Origin of the sequence: Rhodospirillum rubrum ATCC 11170 (genome assembly GCF_000013085.1) — a bacterium.
GTDB lineage: Bacteria > Pseudomonadota > Alphaproteobacteria > Rhodospirillales > Rhodospirillaceae > Rhodospirillum > Rhodospirillum rubrum.
The window spans coordinates 1,931,654-1,948,942 of the sequence record NC_007643.1; the positions used below are offsets into that span (position 1 = coordinate 1,931,654).

Annotated in this window: 15 protein-coding genes and 2 tRNA genes; 9 read left to right on the forward strand and 8 right to left on the reverse strand. The window is 65.2% G+C overall.

Annotated elements, in window-relative coordinates; all coding sequences use genetic code 11:
- Positions 1–93: 93 nt before the first annotated feature.
- Entirely contained in the window at positions 94–879 is a 786-nt protein-coding gene (locus RRU_RS08515) for an ABC transporter permease (protein ID WP_011389333.1), read from the reverse strand.
- Positions 876–1,661: an ABC transporter ATP-binding protein gene (locus RRU_RS08520; protein ID WP_011389334.1), complete on the reverse strand. Its 786-nt coding sequence runs from the start codon at positions 1,659–1,661 to the stop codon at positions 876–878. The genes RRU_RS08515 and RRU_RS08520 overlap by 4 nt, the downstream gene beginning before the upstream one ends.
- A 230-nt stretch (positions 1,662–1,891) precedes the next feature.
- Here RRU_RS08520 and RRU_RS08525 point away from each other — a divergent pair, with 230 nt between their 5' ends.
- From RRU_RS08525 to RRU_RS08540, 4 genes are all read left to right on the forward strand, one after another.
- Entirely contained in the window at positions 1,892–2,485 is a 594-nt protein-coding gene (locus RRU_RS08525; RefSeq protein ID WP_237703855.1) for a DUF192 domain-containing protein, read from the forward strand.
- An 85-nt stretch (positions 2,486–2,570) separates the two neighbouring features.
- Positions 2,571–2,647, forward strand: a tRNA-Pro gene (locus RRU_RS08530).
- A 63-nt stretch (positions 2,648–2,710) separates the two neighbouring features.
- A complete protein-coding gene (locus RRU_RS08535) occupies positions 2,711–3,010 on the forward strand; it encodes an ETC complex I subunit (RefSeq protein ID WP_011389336.1) in 300 nt (99 codons plus the stop codon).
- A gap of 12 nt (positions 3,011–3,022) precedes the next feature.
- Positions 3,023–3,099: transfer RNA gene (locus tag RRU_RS08540), tRNA-Arg, on the forward strand.
- Between the two features lie 396 nt (positions 3,100–3,495).
- On the opposite strand, the gene RRU_RS08545 is transcribed toward RRU_RS08540, so the two are convergent.
- A complete protein-coding gene (locus RRU_RS08545) occupies positions 3,496–7,971 on the reverse strand; it encodes an ATPase AAA (RefSeq protein WP_011389337.1) in 4,476 nt (1,491 codons plus the stop codon).
- A gap of 464 nt (positions 7,972–8,435) precedes the next feature.
- Here RRU_RS08545 and RRU_RS08550 point away from each other — a divergent pair, with 464 nt between their 5' ends.
- Positions 8,436–8,741 carry a DUF1778 domain-containing protein gene (locus RRU_RS08550; RefSeq protein ID WP_237703869.1) on the forward strand — a complete coding sequence of 102 codons (306 nt, stop codon included), beginning with the start codon at positions 8,436–8,438 and terminating at the stop codon, positions 8,739–8,741.
- Positions 8,701–9,027, forward strand: coding sequence for a hypothetical protein (locus RRU_RS08555; RefSeq protein WP_313388136.1), 327 nt, complete (start codon positions 8,701–8,703; stop codon positions 9,025–9,027). The genes RRU_RS08550 and RRU_RS08555 overlap by 41 nt, the downstream gene beginning before the upstream one ends.
- On the opposite strand, the gene RRU_RS08560 is transcribed toward RRU_RS08555, so the two are convergent.
- The 3 genes from RRU_RS08560 to RRU_RS08570 form a co-directional block, all read right to left on the reverse strand.
- The gene (locus RRU_RS08560) at positions 8,999–10,111 is read right to left on the reverse strand and encodes a tetratricopeptide repeat protein (RefSeq protein ID WP_014626215.1); all 1,113 of its coding nucleotides are present in this window, start codon (positions 10,109–10,111) and stop codon (positions 8,999–9,001) included. The two genes, RRU_RS08555 and RRU_RS08560, sit on opposite strands and share 29 nt — an antisense overlap.
- 80 nt (positions 10,112–10,191) lie before the next feature.
- Positions 10,192–11,358, reverse strand: a complete 1,167-nt coding sequence (locus RRU_RS08565; protein WP_011389341.1) for a YbfB/YjiJ family MFS transporter — start codon at positions 11,356–11,358, stop codon at positions 10,192–10,194.
- Positions 11,345–12,244, reverse strand: a complete 900-nt coding sequence (locus RRU_RS08570) for a LysR family transcriptional regulator (RefSeq protein ID WP_011389342.1) — start codon at positions 12,242–12,244, stop codon at positions 11,345–11,347. Before RRU_RS08570 ends, RRU_RS08565 begins: the two co-directional genes overlap by 14 nt.
- A 455-nt stretch (positions 12,245–12,699) precedes the next feature.
- Between RRU_RS08570 and RRU_RS08575 the strand changes: the two genes are divergently transcribed.
- Together RRU_RS08575 and RRU_RS08580 are read left to right on the forward strand one after the other, a co-directional pair.
- Positions 12,700–14,001, forward strand: a complete 1,302-nt coding sequence (locus RRU_RS08575; RefSeq protein ID WP_011389343.1) for a diguanylate cyclase domain-containing protein — start codon at positions 12,700–12,702, stop codon at positions 13,999–14,001.
- Positions 14,002–14,099: 98 nt separating this feature from the next.
- Positions 14,100–14,519: a response regulator gene (locus tag RRU_RS08580; RefSeq protein WP_011389344.1), complete on the forward strand. Its 420-nt coding sequence runs from the start codon at positions 14,100–14,102 to the stop codon at positions 14,517–14,519.
- Between the two features lie 22 nt (positions 14,520–14,541).
- Here RRU_RS08580 and RRU_RS08585 read toward each other — a convergent pair whose 3' ends face one another.
- Positions 14,542–14,988 (reverse strand): bacteriohemerythrin, encoded by a 447-nt coding sequence (locus tag RRU_RS08585; protein ID WP_011389345.1) that lies wholly within the window; start codon positions 14,986–14,988, stop codon positions 14,542–14,544.
- 530 nt (positions 14,989–15,518) lie between these two features.
- Between RRU_RS08585 and RRU_RS08590 the strand changes: the two genes are divergently transcribed.
- Entirely contained in the window at positions 15,519–15,887 is a 369-nt protein-coding gene (locus RRU_RS08590) for a GcrA family cell cycle regulator (protein WP_011389346.1), read from the forward strand.
- 47 nt (positions 15,888–15,934) lie between these two features.
- Here RRU_RS08590 and RRU_RS08595 read toward each other — a convergent pair whose 3' ends face one another.
- Entirely contained in the window at positions 15,935–17,122 is a 1,188-nt protein-coding gene (locus tag RRU_RS08595; protein ID WP_011389347.1) for an MFS transporter, read from the reverse strand.
- Between the last annotated feature and the right edge of the window lie 167 nt (positions 17,123–17,289).

The following is a 17,289-nucleotide window of genomic DNA, read 5'->3' on the forward strand; positions in this document are numbered from 1 at the left end:
GTGAACCTCATCCTGAGTTCGGAAAGCGCGAAAGGTTAGATCCTGACACCGCCGGTGGCGAGTCCTTATCGACAAAAGGCCCGCATCCTCGGCTTAGTCGCCATCAAGGGTTTCGCGTTGCCAGGGCAGGGCGGCGCGCAGCGTGCGGTCGACCAGGGCGTATAAGCCGAGCGAAAAGACGGTCAGCACGAACAGCGCGGCGAACATCAGATCGATCTGCATGCGGGCATTGGCATGGAGCATCAGATAGCCCAGCCCGGCGCTCGATCCCACCCATTCGCCAACCACGGCGCCGATCGGGGCGACGGCGGTGGCCACCCGCAGGCCCGAGGCCAGGGCCGGCAGGGCGGCGGGCAGGCGGATGCGCAGCAGGGTCGACAGGGGCGAGGCGCCCATGGTGCGCGCCAGATCGAGCCAGCCCGGCTCGGTGCGCCGCAGGCCGTCAAGAAACGCCGTCGTCACCGGGAAATAGATGACCAGCGTCGCCATCGCCACCTTGCTGGCCAGACCATAGCCCAACCACAGCACCAGCAGCGGCGCGATGGCGAAAACCGGAATCGCCTGACTGATCACCAGCAGCGGCAACAGCATCCGGCGCATCAGCGGCGACAGGGCGATGGTCAGGGCCGACAGCGCGCCAAGCAGCGTTCCCAGCCCCAACCCCAGCACGATCTCCAGCGCCGTGGTTCCGGCATGGGGAAGAATGGTCGGCCAACGCCCGATCAGCGCCTGGGCGGTCTGCCAGGGCGAGGGCAGCAGATAGGGGCGGGCGCCGGCCAGAACGAAGGCCAGATGCCACAGCCCGATCAGGGCGCCCAGGCTGAGCGCGATGCCGGCGAGGCGCAGGGGCAGGCCGCGGCGGCAGGGACGGGCGGTCATGGCGCGGGGTCCTCCTCGCTGTCCACCGCCTCGGCCAAACGGGTGAGCAACGCCGCGTAATGGCGGGTGACATCGCCGGCGGTCGGCGGGCGCGGCGGGGCGCCCGCCGGTTCGATCACCGCGCCCGGTCGGGCCGGGCGGCCGCCAAGCACCAGCACGCGGTGGCCCAGGCGCAGCGCCTCCATCGGGTCATGGGTGACCAGAACCACCGTGCGCCCGGCCAGCAGCCGCGCCGCCAGATCGCCCAGGCGCAGCCGGGTGGGCGGATCAAGGGCGCTGAAGGGTTCGTCCATCAGCACCACCGGGCGATCCTCGACCAGGGTGCGCACCAGGGCGACGCGCTGGCGCATGCCGCCCGACAACGCGGCCGGGCGGGCGCCGGCGCGGCCGGCCAATCCCGCCTCGCTCAGCAGAGCGAGCGCCCGGGCGCGGATGGCCGCCGGAACGCCGCCGCGCAGGCGATAGCCGATCAAGACGTTATCAAGAACGCTTAGCCAGGGCATCAGGGCGTCGCTTTGGCCCATGTGAACGAAACGACCGGTCAAAGGCGTGCCGTCGCCGGCGTTTGCCCGGGTTCCCGGCCCAAGGACGCCGCCGGTATCGAGCCCGGCGGCTAGGCGCAACAGCGTGCTTTTGCCAACGCCGCTCGGCCCGAGGATGCAGGTCCATTGTCCGGCGGGAAAGGTCATGTCCAGATCGGAGAACAGCCGCGTCGCGCCGTAATCCAGGCGATCGACGACGAGATGGACGGCCGGGGGGGGCAGGGAAGGGCGAGGGGGCATGGAACCGCCGGAAAGGGGAAAGGGTCGGAAAGGGGAAAGGGCCGGAAAGGAGAAAGGGAAGGAGGCCGAACCCTTTCAACTAGGCGTAAGCGATGCCCCGGCCAAGCGAAAAAGCGCCATCCGCCCTTGGTTCCGCCACCTTTTCGCGGCAGGGTAAGCCGGTGGACGACGATCGGGGACGATCGTGGACGATGGGGGTAGGCCCCCTGCCGGGACGGAAAGGAAGCAAGATGATGCGACGGTGGCCAAAACTGGGGCGACGCGATCTGGCCCTGTGGCTGGGCGGCGCGGTCTGTCTGGCGCTGACCGTGCCAGCGCCCTCGGCCGCCTGGGCGCAACCCCAGCCGTCGGTGGTCCGGCCGAACCTTGGTCTGGACGCCCCCCCCGACACCCGGGGGCGGTTCGCTAAATCGAAGCTGACCATCGTGACCGACGACGGCCGCAGCCTGCCCTTTTTCGTGGAACTGGCGACCACGGCCAATCAACGGGCCCTGGGCCTGATGTTCCGCAAGGATCTGGCTGCCGATGCCGGCATGCTGTTCGTCTGGGACGAGCCGGGGCAGCGGGCGATGTGGATGAAGAACACGCTGATCGGCCTTGATATGCTGTTTCTTGACGCCGAGGGGCTGGTGGTCGGCATCGCCGAGAACGCCGAGCCGGGCAGCCTGCGCCATATCGAAGCCCCCGAACCCTGCGTCGGCGTGCTGGAACTCAACGCCGGAACCACCCGGCTGCTGTCGATCGACCCCGGGGATCGGGTGGTTCATCCGCTGTTGGGCGGCCCGGCCGAGGGGGCGATGGGCGCCGCCCGCCCCAGCCGCTGACGGCGGTTTGGGCGCGATCGTGAAAATCGGCCTTGCCCCTGGGCGACGGCCGCCATACTTTGCGGCTGATCCGGGTCATCGCCGTCGGGGCGTAGCTCAGCCTGGTAGAGCGTCGGCTTTGGGAGCCGAAAGCCGGAGGTTCGAATCCTCTCGCCCCGACCAGCCCCCCCAAAAGGGCCTTTGGCGCCCCCGACCCGGAGACCGTCGACAGGGAGACGAGCGGTAATGGCAACCAAGGTGCGCATCTTTCAGCCGGCCAAAACGGCCATGCAATCGGGCCGCGCCAATACCAAACGCTGGGTCCTGGAGTTTGAACCGACCGAAAAGAAGGTCCATGACGATCTGATGGGCTGGGTCGGCTCGGGCGACATGAACGGCCAGCTGCGGCTGTTCTTCGCCACCCGCAAGGACGCCGAAAGCTACGCCAAGCGCAAGGGCTTCACCTATACCGCCCAGGACGCCAACCCCCGCGTGATCAAGCCGAAGTCCTATTCCGACAACTTCGCCTATCACAAGATCTCCTAATCGGCTTTTCAAGCGCCCTTAGCTCAGTTGGATAGAGCACTCGCCTTCTAAGCGAGATGTCGCTGGTTCGAATCCAGCAGGGCGCGCCATTTCCCTACAGAACTTGAACGCCGAAAACCGCCGATTGCCCTCCGCTGTACGCTATTGGCCGCCGAACGTACGCCCTTGTATCTGGCAGAGGCTGGCCCGCGCGCAAAAGAGCGTAGAAACAGCGGCGTTCGACGGCGGAAAAATTCGAATCGCATTTGGTAAAGTGATTGCCACAAGAATACGTTGCGGCGCGCTATGGCGGGAATGCGCGCCCATTTCAGTCATAATAGCTATAGCTTGATTGAAGGCGAGACTGCCGTTCGACTTTCTGATCATGCAGCCCGAAAAGATTCGCTTGAGCAACGGTGCGGAGTGGTCGCTTCGTGTGGCGGCCACAGGTGGCATTAGGGCTTCGGAACACGTGGGATCGATCAGTTTCCAGGCAGTGCGCACCGTCACGCGTCAACGCGGATGTCTTTGCCCTCGTCATCGCTCTCGTCGTCGTCATCGTCGGGCAGACCTTCGACACTTTGCGCGAACAAAATTGCGCGTTGCCGCGGCGACGGCTTGTCGAACGTTTCGAACCGGTCCAGCGCCTCGAGCGCGCCGCCGTCCGAGACGAACAGGCGGGTGAAGGCGCGCCGGCCGCCGAAGCCGTCGCTGTGGATCACGCCGAACACACTTTTTTCGCCAGCCACCGCCCAGACGGCGACTAGCCCCTCGCGCTTGAGCAGATCGAGGAACGCGCTGCGCTCGACGAGCGCCACGCTGTGTCCTGCCCGATCAATCGACGGGTCGATGAAAACGACGTCGCCTGCCGTGTTGCGAAATTCGATCGACCGGCCATCAGAGAGGCGAAGGTCGAGCGCTGCCATCAGCCAGCCGGCGGGCAGGTTGAGCGTAATATTCTGCGAGATCGAGTAATCGTAGCCGCCGGCTTCGGCCATATATTCGGCGGTCGGGGGACGTACATCGACGCCGGGTGCCTGCCAGTCGCCGCCATTAGGCCTCCAATCCTCGATCCAGCCATCGTCGGTACGATCGGGCCAGGCCCAGGCGTGTTCACCGAGATGCATGTGATAGCCGTCGCCGCCGATCGGCATGTCGTGGTTTCCGGTCATATGGATGCCTCTCAACCGATCGAGCAGCGCTTGGCGGTCGCAGGCGCGAACGATCGTGCAGCCAATCCTCCGCCAAGCGTCCGAGCGCACCACGTCCCGGTTTTCCTCCCAGATCTCGAACCCTGTCAGCACGAGCCATTGACGGCCGTCCGGATCCGCGACTTCGACATTATCCGGATCATCGAGCATCGCTGTTTCGGAATTCAGCCAGGCAAGCGCCTCGCTTGGCGTCGCCGCTTCGATGCTCGGCCGATGGGGTGCCCAGAAGCTGCCTTCACGGGGGCTACGCCAGCCATCTTCCTCGGCGCGCTCTCGGAGCATCGATGGATCTAGGTTGCGCAGGCGGCTTGGGCCGATTTCCTCTTCGTTGGGCAATATTGCGAGATTGTCCTCCATCCGCGCCGCCAGCTCAAACGTGGCGAGCCACTGATATTTCTTGCCGACGCGCTCGATCTCATGGCTATTGCGCCCGGTGCGGATTTTGCGGTCGAACGGCTGATGCAGTGCTTCCGACCAGCCGAGATCGTGTGCGCGCCACGTCACCCAGCGCCGCGCCCAGGCGAGATTGAACATCGCCGGCCCGTCGTGCGTTGCGAAGCTTTGGTACATGCCCTCGTCGCGCCAGCTTTCAGCTCGAGCCCGCCAATCCTCATAACGTTCTGGGCCGATCGCCTCGCGAAATCTTTGCTTCGCTGCCCGCAGATCGTCGCGGCGATCCGCAGGCACAGGGCTTGCCCGTGATCCTTTGATTGCGTCGATCTCGGCCTGAAGCGCCGTGTAGGCGGCCAGTTCCGGTTCGCCCGCATTCGCCTCGAACTCGGCGAGCCACTGGTCGCGCAGATCCTGGGCGGTCGGCAGCGGATCGGTCCCGCGCGGCGCTGGACTGTACCGCCTCGCCACCGTATCAAGGACATAGCGTGCAAAGTCGCCATCCTTGAGCGAACTGACGATATCGTCCCAAAAGCGCTCGCCGTCCTCGCCAAAGGCGACAGTGAACCCGGCCATCTGTTCGTCCGAGATCCGCTCGATTGGCCATGGGCTGGAATAGGGCGGTCTGGTCGATGCGAGATCGAACCCCACGGGCAGCGCGCCGTGCGCCTCGGCATAGCCGATCAACCCAGTGGCATGATCGCGCAGCAGCAGATTGGTGGGCGGCGTGCCGCCCGCGAACAGATCCGCTTGCAGCGTTTCGGCAGCCTCGCGCAGCGCGCCGCTGCTCCAGCGGCCCTGCATCGCCGCACCAAACAGAGCGGCGGCAAGGCGCTCGACCACATACAGATCGTCAAGACCGGAAAAGGCCCGCCATAGCTTGTGCGCCAGTCCGGCACGGTCGGCTAACAGCAGGACCAGCGCCTTGGTCGCCTTGTCCCGCAATTTCCGCTGGGTGGTGGTGAGGAACCAGCTAAGCTGGATCGCGGTGAGTTCGGCACGCTCGGGCGCGATACCGTCGGAGTCGGCGGCGTAGACCCAGTCGATCAGGTGGAATGCCGCATCGGGCGTTACCGCAAGATGGACCGACCAGCGGGCATCGCGCTCGGGCATCGGCAGTGCGCGCAGCTCCGCGTCAAGGTGACGGACATTGTTGGGGTGGCCTGGCTCCGTCGATAGCGCGATGAGCGTGTCGTAGCGAAGAGTCGCACCGCCGATGGTATCGACCAGCTCCCACGTCCGTGCCGTGATCGCGTCGAGACGCCGAACCTGAAGGCTCTGCATGAAGGCCTGATCTGGCTTCAATCCGGCCGGCAGGCCAACCAGGTCGGGAAGCTCTATGCCGAAATTCTCGGGGAGTTGGACGGCCAAAGCTTCGAGCAGTCCTGGGATGATCCAGCTATCGGGGTTGTCGAGCGCGTTATGCAACGGTGTTCCGGGAGTGCACAGTCCCGCAGCGCCGCCGGCGCTGCTGCGCGCGAGCAGATCCGCCACGACCGCATGGTCGCCCATGCGCTCGAAGGTGAACCGCACCGCCTGTGCGTTCGCGCGCGACGGGCCGATCACTGACTCGACCGCAAGCATGCCCTCGGTCTCGAGCTGGAACAGCAGGTCGTCGTCGGTCGACCGGCCCGGCAGCACCGCGTGGACGATCTCCTCGGCGCGGTCGAGCGTGACGTCAGCGCGTCCGGCGTCGGCCATTTCACGCGCCAGCGCGGCGAGTGCCTGGTGTGCCGGGTCGCGACCGGGCGGAATCTTGAGCTGGCGATGGACACGTCGCGCCACTGTGGCGCCATAGGCACGGAAGACATCGGTCACGCCTCCCAGATGGCGTGCGAGCAGGGCTTCCCCCTCAAAGGCGAGTGCGTCGCAATAGAGGCGCAGAAACAAAGGAGTCCGGAACTCGGCGACCTGGAGCGGTGTCTCCGGCAAGGTCATGCCGCGCTGTCGCAGATAGTCGCGCACTTCCGCGACTGAGAAGCCGCGATGCGTGATCCGCGGCAGCTTGGTGTCGTCGAGCGTGTCGGGGACGATGAGTTCGAGATAGGTCGTCCGGCAGGAAAGGACCACCGCGACCCACGGATAGTCCTTGATGTCATGGAGCAGCCCAGTCAGGCGCTCGGGCCAGATTGCCTGGCCGCTTTTCTCGTTGAGCGCATCAATGGCGATGAGGGCACGGACACCGGCAGCCTCGCCCGCGGCGTTCAGTACGCCGAGGAACTGGCCGACTTCGAGGTGGCGGGGAAGATCAAGGGCTCGCAGGATTTGATCCCAAGGCTCCGCGTCGACCAGCGTGCCGCCGAGAACCATAAGCGCCGGACGCCCGGCCGCGAGCTGGCGCGCGCAGGCGTCGGCGAGAAGGTGTGACTTGCCGCTGCCGGCGGCGCCGGAGATGAGCAGAGACTGGCTGTTCAGCAATGTCCAGTGCGGTTGACGAAGCTCGATCATGACAGCACGAAGTCGCGACGCGAGATCGGATACGGCAACCATGCTGGCACTTGGATCTTGATCGCCATTTGTCGTACCAAGTGCATCATGCAACTGAAAGGCTGCGTCCGTTGCAGCGTGAACCAGGTCGAGGAGCTTCGAGGCTGGAACCATGCGCGAGCGCGCCGCATCATGTAGCGCCGCCGCAGCGGCGTCGCACGCGCGCTCGACCGGGGTGCCGGAAATCGGGAAAGCGAGATCCGCTGCGGTGCCCACCGCTTCCCCGAGTGTTTCAAGCTCGGCAAAGAGGTCGGGGTCGCCGGTGACGGCGCGAAGCGCCCGACCGATCGGCAGGTCGATATGAACCACGGGATTGTAGCGCTCGCCGAGGTCGGCCTTTACGCGGGCGAATTTGGCGTCGAACCAATCTTTCGTGAGCAGGCGCTGGTCGAACCAGAACGCGACACGGCCTGCAGCACGGGGATTGCTGGCGGTCAACCGCTGCCGCAGCGCATGGGCATCCCAGCGCTCGATCTCGATTGTGCGGCCAGCCGTTGCCTCCTTCGTTATCTGATCTGCGCGCCAGCTCTGCCATTTGTCGAACGCCGTGGTCGTATCCTCGACGCGAGCATCGGCCAGATCGAAGGGAAAGCAAGCGATGAACTTGGCCATCTTCGGATGCTTAACCAGCGCTGTGTCGAGCGACTTGCTGAGCGAGCGCAGCATCGAGTCAGTGTCCCAGTAGAATTTGACCTGCCAGCCGATCTCGGACCCGTCCGTCAGCGTCTCGTAGCATTCGACGCCGGCATCGCCACCGCGGCCTTTGCGATCGAAGCGAATGCGGATTGTCGATGCTTCGTCGGCGGCCAGTTGGCAGCAGAGTTCTTCAAAGGCATCAGCCTGAGTATTGCCGCGGAGGCGGATCTGTTTGAAATCGATGTCGGGCAGGGGCATGACGGCTCCTTGGTAAGGTCCTGATCTAGGGATCCAACTACTCACAACGATGGCGCTAGGTGAGATGCCCTATGCGTGAGCTCACGCTGCACAGACCTCGGTTGGCCGGGCCATCCTAACAGCCTCGGCGTAGCTATGCACATCCTTGACGGTCAGAACTTGAGTTTTGCAATTTTTTTGAAAAACTCAAAAGGGTAGGAAGAGGCCATTGCGGCGAGCGACAGATCAATGTCAGCTATTTGAGATTTTTATCTAAATGCAGACAGTCGGCTATAGCCCCTATCAGGCCTTCAAAGATTGGCAGGTGGCGGGAGAACTTACGGTTCGCCATATCGCTTCGTGCCATTCGGTGCCGGCACGTGTTGGTATTGTAAAATACGCTACCAATGCGTATCTCCGTTGGTCCGTCCTGAGGAGTCAGCGCCATGCCCGCACCAGCCAACCGCAAGGATCATCCTCTCTCCATGCGTCTGCCCGATGCCGATCTCGCCTTGATCGACCGGGCCGCCACTCTGCGTGGTCGATCGCGGACGGATTTCGTGCGCGAGGCGGCGGTGCGGGCCGCCGAAGAGGTGGTGGATGGGTGCGGTCTTGATCCGCATGTCGGAAGGGGGCTTGGCCGACTTCAAAGCGGCGCTATCGGCACCCGCCGCGTCCGTTCCGGGGATGGTCGAGATTCTAAGCCGATCGGCCCTTTGGGAAGGCGGGGACGACCGGACCTGATGGACCATGTCGCTCTCGTCGCCAGAACCCTTGAATGCCGCCCATGATCTTTCCGGCTTCGCCTGCGGCAAGCCCGCCCTTGATCCTTGGCTGAAAACCCGGGCCCTCTCCAAGCAGGAAAAGGGCTTCACCGTTGTGATGGTCGTTCACGATGCGCAGCGGGTTATCGGCTATTACGGGGTGGCGCCAACCGCGGTGGTATCGACCGTCCCACCCAGATCGATCAAAACCGGTCAGCCGCCCAATCCGATACCCTGTTTGCTGTTGGGTCAAGAAGCGGCGGGCCTGGAAGCGGCGGGCCATCCTACCCCATCTCCGCCAGCAACAGCCTGACCATGTCGCGGTAAAGGCGGTCGTCGTATTTCGATTGGGAGCAGAAGCTCCACAGCGCGGCGTCGGGCGGGTTCTCATACAGGCGATAGAGCCGGTCGGGCCAGTCGCCCAGGCGGAAGGCGGGGCTTTGGGTTTGGCGGGCGGCGATCGCCACCGCCAGGGCGAACTGGTCGATCATCCAGCCCAATCCGTTGACCGTCAGCGCCTGGCGGGCCAGCAGCGTCGCCACATGGGCGGCGAAGGCCCGGGCCTCGTCGGTGGGGGCGAGGCCGACGCAGCTGGCCGAATACCGCCAGAGCGGCCCCAGGGGAAACAGGCCGGAATCCTTGAGCGCCACGTCCCACCCAGCCCGCCAACCGCCCTCCGGGCCCGGGGGGCGCCAATCGTCGGGGCCGAGCAACGGCTTGCACATCAGGCTGTCGGCATCAAGAACGACGACGGGAACGCGTCCGGCGCGCGCCTGCTGCTCATCCAAAATCGCCGGCAGGCGCATGAAGCGCAGGCAGGCCAGATAGGTGCGCTGGGCCTCGGGCGCGCGGAGGGCGGGGGGCAGGTGCTCCAGGGAAAACGACAGGGTGATCGCCCGCAGCCCGCCGATCAGCCGTTCGAGCAGATCAAGGGCGGGGGTCGTCGGGGCGATCAGGTGAAGGTGCAGGCCCCAACCCGGCGCCGCCTTGTCCATCGACAGCGCCAGGGCGGCGCCGAAATCCAGGAAATAGGCGCTGTCGCAGCCAACCACCGCCAGCGGACCGCTATGGGCTGGCGGGATAATCATGCTCATCTCGGGCAATTGGCCAAGGAAGGGGGCGGGATCGAGGGCGGTTTCCACGTCGCCCGGGCGCAGCAAGCCGCCCAGGGTATAGGCCCGGTCGATGGCGGCGGCCCGGGCATAGGCCGCGCGGGTCTCTTCCCAGCGCTGGGCGAAGAACAAGGCCGAGCCTAGGGCGAACCAGCCCAGAGCATCGTCGGGGCTGGCGGCCAGATGACCGCGAAAGGCGGTGATCGCCCCGGCGATATCGCCGGCCCGCAACAAGGCCTCGCCGGTGCGATACCCGGAGCCCGGTATTTCTGGTGTCTCGCTCATGGCGCCTATACGACGTCCCTCGCCCCTCAAACCGAATCCCTCAAGGCTGTCCCTTTTCTACACGCTCCGCAGCGCCCGCGTCACGGCCGGCGCGATGGGGGCGCCGTGCCGCCGCGGCGCAGGCAGAAGGTGGCCGCCACGACCAAGGCCAGGGCGGCGATGATCAACGGCGTGTCAAAGGAGGCCGTGCGCCGGTAAAGCGCGTTTGCCATCAACGGACCGATGATCTGACCGACGCCATAGGACGCGGTCATGATCGCCAGCATGTTGAAACGGACCTTCCCCGCCAGTTTGCGGGCGGCAGGCATGGCGATGGTCACCGTGCCCATGAAGGTTCCGCCAACCAGGATGGCGCTGAAAATGAAGCTGGCGGGCGTGTGGAGGACGGGCAAGGTGACGCCGATGGCCTGAACCCCCAAGTTGGCCAGCAGGCTGCGGCGCGTGCCCCAGCGGTCATGCAAGGCGTGCCAGAGGAAGCACGACGGCACGGCGCCCAGCCCGAACACCGCCCAGATATGGGCGGGATCGATCGCGGCGAAAGCGGTCCGCACCAGCAACGGCAGATAAGTCGCGGTGATGATGTAACCAAGACCGGCAAGGCCATAGATCACGATCAACCGTGTCGCGCCAAGCGATGGCCTGGGCCGGGCGTCGGCGGCGCGGGGGGAGGGCGGCTCTTGGTGCGTCTGTGCGCCCTCGGCGCGACGCTGCAGGGCGATCGAGACGCCGCCGAGGGCCAGAGCAGCGATCGCCAGCATCAGCCAGATCGCCCGGCTCGACAACAAGCCCTGATGGCCGGCCGCGATCATCTCCGCCGAAAGAAAAATGCCGATGCCGACGCCGGAGAAGAGGAACGGCGCGCCGTGGTGATGCCCCTGGTCATGGATCAGCCAGTGGGAGGCGGCGACGATGGCGAAGGCGCTCGACAGGCCGGCGACGCCGCGAAGGGCGACGATCAGTCCTTCCGTCAGCGGCAGGGCCAGCAGGCCGAGCAGGGCAACCGTCGTGACCACGGCCAAGGTACAAAGCTTGCGGCTTGGCATGCCCAACGGCAGCGCCGCCAGAAGCGCACCGAGAAGATAGCCGGCATAATTGGCCGAGGCGGCATAGGAGCCGCCCGCGACCGAGATCTGCTGGTCGGCCACCATCAGCGGGTACAGACCGGTGAAGGCGAAGCGACCAAAGCCCATGCCGATGACCAACACCAGGGCCGCGGCGATTGTCGCCGTTTGGTCAGCCCGCTCCATCGCCTTCCTCCTTGAAGTCCGAGAATTCGCCCAGCGTCTCGCGGAAGGCGGCGAAAGCGGACGTCGCGAAGCCGGGGCGGGAGGCGAGGTACGTGTCGACCGTCCTCAGCGGCTTTTCCTCGACCGCTTCCCGATGATCCATGAGCTCGACCAAGCCGCGCGGCATGACGCTGACGCAAGATCCCGCCGCCGTGCAGGCGAACATCGCGTGGTAGGACCGAACCTCCTGGATGGCGAACGCCATCTGCCGCCGGCCCTGGTCGGTCAGCCAGTCTTCGGCGAGCCCGCGGTAGGTGCACCCCGGCGCGAAGGTCGCCAGGGTTCGGGGCTTGATATCTTCGGCTGTGTGGACTTCGGGATGGCCGTGCGGCAGCAGCAAAACCAAGTCCTCGCGGAATACCGGCACCGTGTCGAGGGGGGTAGGCCCGAGCCACCCCTCGCCCGAGGGCAGGGCGATCAGCGCGCAATCGATCCGCCGCGCCAGAACCGCCTCGATCAGGGGACGGGTCGGCGCGGTCGTCAGCTCGATCCTCACCTGCGGCCAAGCGGCGCTGTAGCGGGCGAGCGGGGCGGGGAGCCGGCTGGCGACCGCGCATTCCATTGAGCCGACGCGCAAGGTTCCAAACGGAGCGAGCGGCTTGACACGCTGTTGCGCCTCCTCGGCCAAATTCAGAATGCGCTCGGCATAGTCGAGATAGGTCTCGCCTGCCGCCGTCAACACCATGCGCTTCTTGTCGCGTTGAAACAGCGCCACGCCGATTTCCGCCTCGAGCTGCTGAACGCGGGTCGTGACATTCGAGGGAACCCGGCCAAGCAGTTCGGCGGCGCGGGTGACGCTCTGTTCGCGGGCCACCGTGCGAAAGACCGCTAGCGCGGCGAGGTCCATGGATAAATTCTCCATTGGCGAATTAGAAAGTTCATTAATTCTCTAAAAAAGAATAACTGTCCATTGAAATCCCCGGATCGGGAACCGGCACATGACGGTGCCGGCGAAAGCACGGGCTTTGCGATTGGCTGTTGACGGCGACCTGTGGCTGGGCTTGCTTAGCCTAAGGCTCCGTTTCCCCCGCCGCCCCGGGGGCCGCCTTTTGTCCCATTCATGACGCTTAAAAGAAGTTTTTACTAGGAACCAACGGCGCTGGGGTTGACCCGGTTCCAGGTTTACGGCATCCCCATATCCTTACGGACTAGATCCGTCCGCTTCGACGCCTGGCAGACCAGATCATCTTGCGCCCAATGAGATTGATTTGGCGCGCACACCCTGATCCGAAGGCAAGAAAAGCAGAGCGGCGAGAGCCGGGAAACCGGTCTTCCTTCGCGCTGGCCACCCCAGGGGGATGCATGCTGTTTGACAGGACCATCGATGTCCTTCTTGTCGAAGACAATCCCGGTGACAGCCGGCTGATTCAGATCAACCTGTCCGAACAGCATGAGGTGCGCTTCCGCGTGCGGGTCTGCGAGGATCTGGCCAGCGCCTGCGCGTGCCTTGCCTCCGCCCGCTTCGATGTCGTGCTTCTCGATCTTTTTTTGCCCGATAGCCAGGGGCTGCGCACGCTTGAGCGGCTGATGGTCGCCACCAACGAGATCCCGGTGGTGGTGATGTCGGGGCTTGATGATTTCACCACCGCCATGCAGGCGGTTCAGCAGGGCGCCCAGGACTATCTGGTCAAGGGCAAGGGCGATGGCGAACTGGTCCGCCGGGCGATCTTGCACGCCATCGAACGCCAGCGCTTTCGCCGCCAGTTGCTGATGGCGGAAGCGGCCTTTCGTCATACGGACACCGGGATGATGGTGACCGATGCCCATGGCGTGGTCGTCCGCGTCAATCCGGCCTTCCTCGATGTGACCGGCTATGGCGCCGACGAGGTGGTCGGCCGGATGGCGCCGTTCCTGCGTTCGGATGTTCACGACGGCGATTTTTACCGCGACATCTGGAAGCGCCTGGGCGAGACCTCGACCTGGGAGGGCGAGATCTGGACGCGCCGCCGCAATGGCGAGATCGCCCCGGACTGGTTGCGGATCAATGGCGTCACCGATCCGAGCGGCGGGGTCGTCGGCTATGTCGTGGTCTTTTCCGACATCACCTTCCGCCGCCGGGCCGAGGAGGAGCTGGTCCGTCAGGCGACCACCGATCCGCTGACCGGCCTGCCCAATCGCGCCCTTTTCCAGAAGCTTCTGGTCTCGGGCCTCGAACGGGCCCGGCGTTATGACCGCCATCTTGGTTTGTTGTTCGTCGATATCGACGGCTTCAAACAGGTCAACGACCGCTTCGGACACGAGGGCGGCGACGAGGTGCTGCGCGAGGTCGCCCGCCGCTTGCGCCGCGCCGTGCGGGTATCGGACGAGGTCGCCCGCCTGGGGGGCGACGAGTTCACCTTGCTGCTAAGCGAGGTCAAGGCGGAAAGCGATGTCGAAACCGTCGCGGCCAAGGTGGTCCAGGTTCTGGGCGAGGCCTTTTCGATCGAGGATCAGCCGCTGGTCCTGTCGGCGAGCGTCGGGGTCGCCCTTTCGCCCGCCGACGGCCGCGACGCCGAAAGCCTGCTGCGCGCCGCCGACGAGGCCATGTACCGGGCCAAGCGCGGCGGCAAGAACCGCTATGCCCTGGCCTCGGCCGCCCCGGGTCAAACGCCGCCGCCCCGATAACCCCCCGCCTTACAAGGGAGTTGCGGTGTGGACGAAAAGCGAGGTAAGACGGGGCGTTGGCTCATGGCTTTGCCCGATGGGTAAAAAAGGACCCGCTAATGGATATCCTTTTGGTCGAAGATAATCCCGGTGATGCGCGCTTGGCGTCCGAGGCGTTCAAGGAGGGAGGGCTGCCGACCAACCTGCATGTGGTTCAAGACGGTATCGAGGCGATGGCCTTTTTGCGCCGTGAACGGCTTTATGCCGGCGTTCCACGGCCCGACCTGATCTTGCTCGACCTCAATCTTCCGCGTAAGGATGGTCGGGAAGTTCTTGAAGAACTTAAGGAAGATCCGAACCTTAAGCGTATTCCGGTGATCGTTCTGACCACCTCGCAAGCCGAGGTCGATATCATCCGCAGCTACGACCTGCACGCCAATTGCTATATCGTGAAGCCGGTCGACTTCGATCAGTTCATCGACGTGGTGCGCGGGATCGAGCAGTTCTGGTGCACCCTGGTGAAACTGCCGCCGCGCTGACCGACTCGCCACGCGCCGCCCGTCACGATGAACTCGTCGAGGGGGCGGAGCGGCGGGTGATGGTCTTGGCGACCGATTGCAGAACCTCGCCCATCTTCATGTCCTCGCGCAGGATATGGCGCACCAGCCAGTCCGACAGGAAATCGGCCATCGCCGTGAAATTGAACCGCTCGGGCGCCTCAAGGTATTGGCTTTGAAAAGCCAGAAGGCGGCTGACCAGGGCGGCGTGCATCTCCTTGTGCTTGTCAAGCTCGGCATAGCCGGCCAACCGCATCAGCCGTTCCTCGATCTGGAAATGATATTCCGTATACCGCACCAACTCGGTGAAGAGGGCGGGGACCTCCGAGGGGTTGACCTGCCCGGCGGCCACACCGTGAAAGCGGTTGAGTAAATCGAGAAGGGTTTTGTGATCCCAATCCAGGGCGCTGTTGCCCACGCTCATCTTTTCGGACCACGTAATCTCGACCATGCGGGTTCACCTTGGAGGGATACCCCTCCTTTTTGAGGCCGGATCAAGGGAGGCGATCCAGACGGTTGGCATCAAAATGGTACATTGGATCGTCTCAAACAAGCCAAATGGCGCAAGGATCAGAGGGAGGCGAAAAAGCTCTTTACAAGCTTCCCTCCCCTGGGGCATATTTTGCAGCGCAGCATGACGGTCCATGCGTTTTTCGCAGTTATGCTGTCTTTCTTGGACGTTTCCTCCCTGAACTTGGGCCGTAGGTAACTACGGCCCCTTTTTTTCGGCGGTTTCGCCGCGGGCTAAAAGCCCGCCGATTCGCGCCGCTTTTTCCACCGGTTTTGCGGAAATCAGCTATGATCCCCAGATCCCACCGGATCGCTCCGGTCGGGCGGAGCGTGGTCATGCCGCAACGGCTAGCCGTGTCGGGGCGAGGGGGTGGTTTCCTTTCGTGGTGACCGGCTTTCCCGGGCGGTTGGTTGGCTGGGGGCACGTCGCGGCAACGCGGCACCAGCCGATGGTGGAAGGACGCGAATTCAATGGTTTGGAACGACGAGAAGATCGACCGGCTGAAAAAGCTATGGGCTGACGGCCTGACCACCGGCGAAATCGGCAAAGAGATCGGGGTCTCCAAGAACGCCGTGGTTGGCAAGGCCCACCGGCTGGGTTTGAAAGGGCGGCCCTCGCCGATCAAACGTACGCAAAAGGAGGCCAAACCCGAACCCAAGATCCGTTCGGTCGTCGATCTGTCGGCCCATACCTGTCGATGGCCGATCGGCGATCCGCGGGAACCGGGCTTCCATTTCTGCGGCAAGCCGACGACGCCGGGCAAACCCTATTGCGCCGAGCACGCCTCGATCGCCTATGTCAGTTCCAACCGCTCCTCCAAGGATGAAGACGCCGCCTAATCCCGGCTGATCGGGCCCGGGTAGGGGCCCGGACCCCGGCCCGGCGGTTACGCCCGCCGGCGGGTCGCCCCGTCACGGCGAGCGATCAGCGCCAGCAGTCCGATCCCCAGTCCCCCCAGGGCGCACCATAAGGCATCGACCAGGAAGGCCCGCCCTCCCAGCGCCGCATAGGCGGGACCGGCCAGGGTCATCGCCGCCCCCATGATCATCCCGGCGCAGACCGCCGAATACAGCGCTTGTGCCCGCGCCGCCCGGTCGGTGGGGATGCTGCGGGTGATGTGGTGCATGGAACCGAGATGGGCGGCGGCGAAGGTCAGGCCGTGCAGGGGCTGGATCAGCGCCAGGATCGCCGGATCGGTGGTCCAGGCGGTGATCGACCAGCGCGCCACCCCGGCCGCCGCCGCCAGACCCAGCAGGCCGAAGGGCCCGCAAAGCCGGACCAGCGGCGCGCCAAAGGCGAACAGCAAAACCTCGGCGACCACCCCTTCGGCCCACAGCAGCCCGACCTGGGTTTCGCCCAGGCCGGCCTTGTGCCAATGCACGCTGCCCAGGGCGTAATAGGTGGCGTGGCCGGCCTGGATCAGGCCGTCGGAGATCAGGAACAGCACGAAGCGGCCATTGGTCAGCAGCCCGAGCATGCCGCCATCCCTTGGCAAGCGCCCCCCGCCCAAGCGCGCCCCGCCGGTCGCGCCGCGCCGCCCTTCCGGCGGATCGGGCATGCCCGGCAGCACGGCGAGGACGACGCCGAGCAAGGCGACGATCGTCCAGGAAATCACCCCGGCGCCAAAGGCGGCGATCACCGGGCCCAACCCCATGGCCAGGGCGATGAAGCTGACCGATCCCCACAGCCGCACCCGGCCGTAATCCAGCCCGCCGAAGCGCAGGGCGGCCAGGGTGACGGTTTCGGTCAGCGGCATCAGGGCGGTGAACAGGCTGGAGGCGGCGACGGCCAGGATCAGGATCGGCCAGAACCCCTGGACCAGGGCGAGGGCGCCATAGAGCGCCAGACTGGCCGCAGCCAGCCCGAGCATGACGGCGCGCCGCCGTCCCAAGGCGTCGGCCAGGCTGCCGGCGAGGGGGTTGACCAGGATCTTCGACCAGATCGCCGCTCCGGCGACGATGGCGATCTCGGTGGGGGCCAGCCCGCGATCGGCCAGCCACAGCGGCCAAAAGGGCAAGGTGACGCCGACGATGGCGAAAAGGGCCGCATAAAGCAGCGAAAGGCGCAGGGCCATCGGCCAGGAACTCCCGGATGCCAGAAGGCGAAAGGCGTGGGGGGTGGGCGGCGCTATCAAGACTTGCGCGCCACCGTTGATTGCCCGACGCCGGCGGTATACGACTCTTTATCGCTCGGGAAAACCGTCGCCGCCGAACCATGCCGGCGAGAACAAGGCGGAGGCCC

Excerpts from the sequence above, each read along its gene's own strand:
- RRU_RS08515 (WP_011389333.1), bottom strand. The coding sequence starts at position 879 with ATGACCGCCCGTCCCTGCCGCCGCGGCCTGCCCCTGCGCCTCGCCGGC.
- RRU_RS08520 (WP_011389334.1), bottom strand. The coding sequence starts at position 1,661 with ATGCCCCCTCGCCCTTCCCTGCCCCCCCCGGCCGTCCATCTCGTCGTC.
- RRU_RS08525 (WP_237703855.1), top strand. The coding sequence starts at position 1,892 with ATGATGCGACGGTGGCCAAAACTGGGGCGACGCGATCTGGCCCTGTGG.
- RRU_RS08535 (WP_011389336.1), top strand. The coding sequence starts at position 2,711 with ATGGCAACCAAGGTGCGCATCTTTCAGCCGGCCAAAACGGCCATGCAA.
- RRU_RS08545 (WP_011389337.1), bottom strand. The coding sequence starts at position 7,971 with ATGCCCCTGCCCGACATCGATTTCAAACAGATCCGCCTCCGCGGCAAT.
- RRU_RS08550 (WP_237703869.1), top strand. The coding sequence starts at position 8,436 with ATGCGTCTGCCCGATGCCGATCTCGCCTTGATCGACCGGGCCGCCACT.
- RRU_RS08555 (WP_313388136.1), top strand. The coding sequence starts at position 8,701 with ATGTCGCTCTCGTCGCCAGAACCCTTGAATGCCGCCCATGATCTTTCC.
- RRU_RS08560 (WP_014626215.1), bottom strand. The coding sequence starts at position 10,111 with ATGAGCGAGACACCAGAAATACCGGGCTCCGGGTATCGCACCGGCGAG.
- RRU_RS08565 (WP_011389341.1), bottom strand. The coding sequence starts at position 11,358 with ATGGAGCGGGCTGACCAAACGGCGACAATCGCCGCGGCCCTGGTGTTG.
- RRU_RS08570 (WP_011389342.1), bottom strand. The coding sequence starts at position 12,244 with ATGGACCTCGCCGCGCTAGCGGTCTTTCGCACGGTGGCCCGCGAACAG.
- RRU_RS08575 (WP_011389343.1), top strand. The coding sequence starts at position 12,700 with ATGCTGTTTGACAGGACCATCGATGTCCTTCTTGTCGAAGACAATCCC.
- RRU_RS08580 (WP_011389344.1), top strand. The coding sequence starts at position 14,100 with ATGGATATCCTTTTGGTCGAAGATAATCCCGGTGATGCGCGCTTGGCG.
- RRU_RS08585 (WP_011389345.1), bottom strand. The coding sequence starts at position 14,988 with ATGGTCGAGATTACGTGGTCCGAAAAGATGAGCGTGGGCAACAGCGCC.
- RRU_RS08590 (WP_011389346.1), top strand. The coding sequence starts at position 15,519 with ATGGTTTGGAACGACGAGAAGATCGACCGGCTGAAAAAGCTATGGGCT.
- RRU_RS08595 (WP_011389347.1), bottom strand. The coding sequence starts at position 17,122 with ATGGCCCTGCGCCTTTCGCTGCTTTATGCGGCCCTTTTCGCCATCGTC.